The sequence below is a fragment of the Streptomyces sp. NPDC059455 genome, from assembly GCF_042750115.1.
GTDB classification, from domain to species: Bacteria; Actinomycetota; Actinomycetes; order Streptomycetales; family Streptomycetaceae; genus Streptomyces; species Streptomyces endocoffeicus.
In genome coordinates this window covers 9,692-12,168 of the sequence record NZ_JBHYVB010000084.1, presented here as the reverse complement: position 1 = coordinate 12,168, position 2,477 = coordinate 9,692, and the positions used below count along the sequence as shown (strand labels likewise).

Annotated in this window: 1 protein-coding gene and 1 pseudogene; both read left to right on the top strand. The window is 74.6% G+C overall.

The features are described from left to right. Positions 1 to 98 precede the first annotated feature (98 nt). Positions 99 to 848, top strand: a pseudogene (locus ACFXB5_RS27210) (FAD-dependent oxidoreductase); the annotation flags it as partial. Between the two features lie 238 nt (positions 849 to 1,086). Next, the gene (gene thrS, locus ACFXB5_RS27205; protein WP_385212371.1) at positions 1,087 to 2,355 is read left to right on the top strand and encodes a threonine--tRNA ligase; all 1,269 of its coding nucleotides are present in this window, start codon (positions 1,087 to 1,089) and stop codon (positions 2,353 to 2,355) included. Positions 2,356 to 2,477 lie beyond the last annotated feature (122 nt).

Sequence of the window (2,477 nt, the reverse complement as noted above, 5' to 3'; positions counted from 1 at the left end):
CCGGCTCCGGGGGGTCGGGGCCCAGGGGGCGGCCCCCCGGGCCCCCCGCCGGGCCCCGGGGGCCCGGGGGGGGGCCGGGGGGGGGGCGGGGGGGGGCCGGCGCGGGGGGCCCGGGCGCCGAGGCCGCCGCCGTCGCGCGAGGGCTGGGCACGGAGGTCACACTGCTGGAACCGGCCCCGGTGCCGCTGGCCCCGGCGGTCGGCGAGCGGGTCGGGCGGATGCTCTCCCAGGCCCACCACGACCACGGCGTGGACCTGCGCACCGGGGTCGCGGTGGCCGAGGTCGCCGACGGCGGGGTACGGCTGACGGACGGCACGCTCGTCGAGGCCGACGAGGTGCTGGTCGCGATCGGGTCGGTGCCCAACACCGGCTGGCTGGAGGGCAGTGGGCTCACCCTGGGCGACGGCCTGGAGTGCGATGAGTACAGCGCCGCCGCGCCGGGTGTGTACGGCGCGGGGGATGTGGCCCGCTGGCACAATCCGCTGTTCGGCACGGCGATGCGGATCGAGCACCGGACCAACGCCACCGAGCAGGGCATGGCCGTGGCCCGCAACCTCCTCCGCCCGGACGAGCGGCGGCCGTTCGCCCCGGTGCCGTACTTCTGGTCGGACCAGTACGACTTCCGGATCCAGGCGCACGGATATCTGCGCGGCCATGAGGAGGTCGCGGTGGTGGAGGGCGAGCTGGAGGAGCGGAAGTTCCTGGCCGTCTACCGCTCCGGGGACCGGGTGGCCGGTGTGCTGGCCGTCGGGATGCCACCGAAGGCGGTGCGCACGTGGCGGCAGGCGGTCGCGACGCGGGCGGCGTGGCGGGACGCGGTGGGGGAACTGCTGCCGGAGGGGGCGTAGCGGGTAGCGCGTGGCGTAGCGGGAACCGCGGATGCGGGCCGCGGCCCGGCGTGGCGCACGCCCGGAAAATCGCCGGGCGGGCCGCGCCGGGCCTTGCTACGGTGAGCGGCATGAAGCGCGCTGCGATCGCGATCGCGATGACGACGACGCCGGAGAGTGTCCCGGCGCGCTGATCGACGTTCTGATCCGAAGCCCCGGGGCGAGTGCCCCGGGGCTTCGCCGTGCGGTCACTCGCCCGATGTCCACCGACGTTGACGAGGAGACCGCGATGTCCGACCACCGCAAGCTGGGCCGTGAACTGGGCCTGTTCGACACCGACCCGCTGATCGGCGCGGGCCTGCCGTACTGGCTGCCCGACGGCGCGACCGTACGGCACACCCTGGAGGAGTACATCCGCGCCGCCGAGCGGCGGGCTGGCTACCGGCATGTGTACTCGCCGGTGCTCGGCAAACGGGAACTGTACGAGCTGTCGGGCCACTGGCAGCACTACAGCGACGACATGTTCCCCCCGATGGATCTGGGCGCGGAACAGGTGGTCCTGCGCCCGAGCCTGTGCCCCCACCACGCGGTCATCTACCGCTCCCGAGCCCACAGCTACCGCGAACTACCGCTGCGCATGGCCGAGTTGGGCGGGATGTACCGCTCGGAGCTGTCGGGGGTACTCGGCGGGCTGACCCGGGTCCGGGCCATCCAGCTCAACGACGCCCATATCTTCTGCACCCTGGACCAGGTCGCCGACGAGGCCGGGGCCGCCCTGGAGATGATCCGCCGGGCGTACGAGGCACTCGGCATCACCCCGGCCCGCTATCGGCTCTCCCTCCCGGGCCCCGGCGGCAAATACGTCGCAGCCCCTGAGCTATGGCGTCGCTCAACCGCCCTGCTGACCGACGTCCTGGACCGCTCCGGGCTGCCGTACGAGGCGGTGGAGGGCGAGGCCGCGTTCTACGGCCCCAAGATCGATGTGCAGGTCGCCGACGGCGCCGGACGCGAGTCCACCCTGTCCACCGTCCAGGTCGACTTCCACCAGCCCGAACGGTTCGATCTGCACTACATCGGCCCGGACGGCGCCCGGCACCGTCCGGTCATGGTCCACCGCAGCATCATCGGCAGTGTGGAACGGGCCGTGGCCCATCTCCTCGAGGAACACGGCGGGGCCTTCCCCGCCTGGCTGGCCCCCACCCAACTGGTCGTCCTGCCGATCTCCGAGACCGAGCTGGCGCGGGCCGGGGAACTCGTCCGGCGGTGCGCTGAGCTCGGCCTGCGCGCGGAGCTGGCCGGACCGGACCGAGGCAGCCTGGGCGCCCGCATCCGGGAATCCCGCCTAGTCCCGTACCAGGCCGTCATGGGCCCCCGGGAGGCCGCGGACGGCCGGCTGGCCCTGCGCCTGCGGGACGGCCGCCGCCTGGACCCACTACCGACCGGCGAGGCGCTGGCCCGGATCGACGCACTGGTCAGGGCACACAGCACCGAGCTGTGGGATGCCCACCCCAGCCCCTCCGGCGATTGAGGAGCGGGGTTCGGGGCGGAGCCCCGGCGGGGGCCCGCGGCCGCCGCCGGGCGCCGGGGCCGGGCCCGGCCGCGGCGTACCTGTCTCTTATACACCACACCGCGCCCCCGAGACCGACTGGC

Coding starts and splice junctions, on each gene's coding strand:
- thrS (WP_385212371.1), top strand. CDS start 1,087: ATGTCCACCGACGTTGACGAGGAGACCGCGATGTCCGACCACCGCAAG.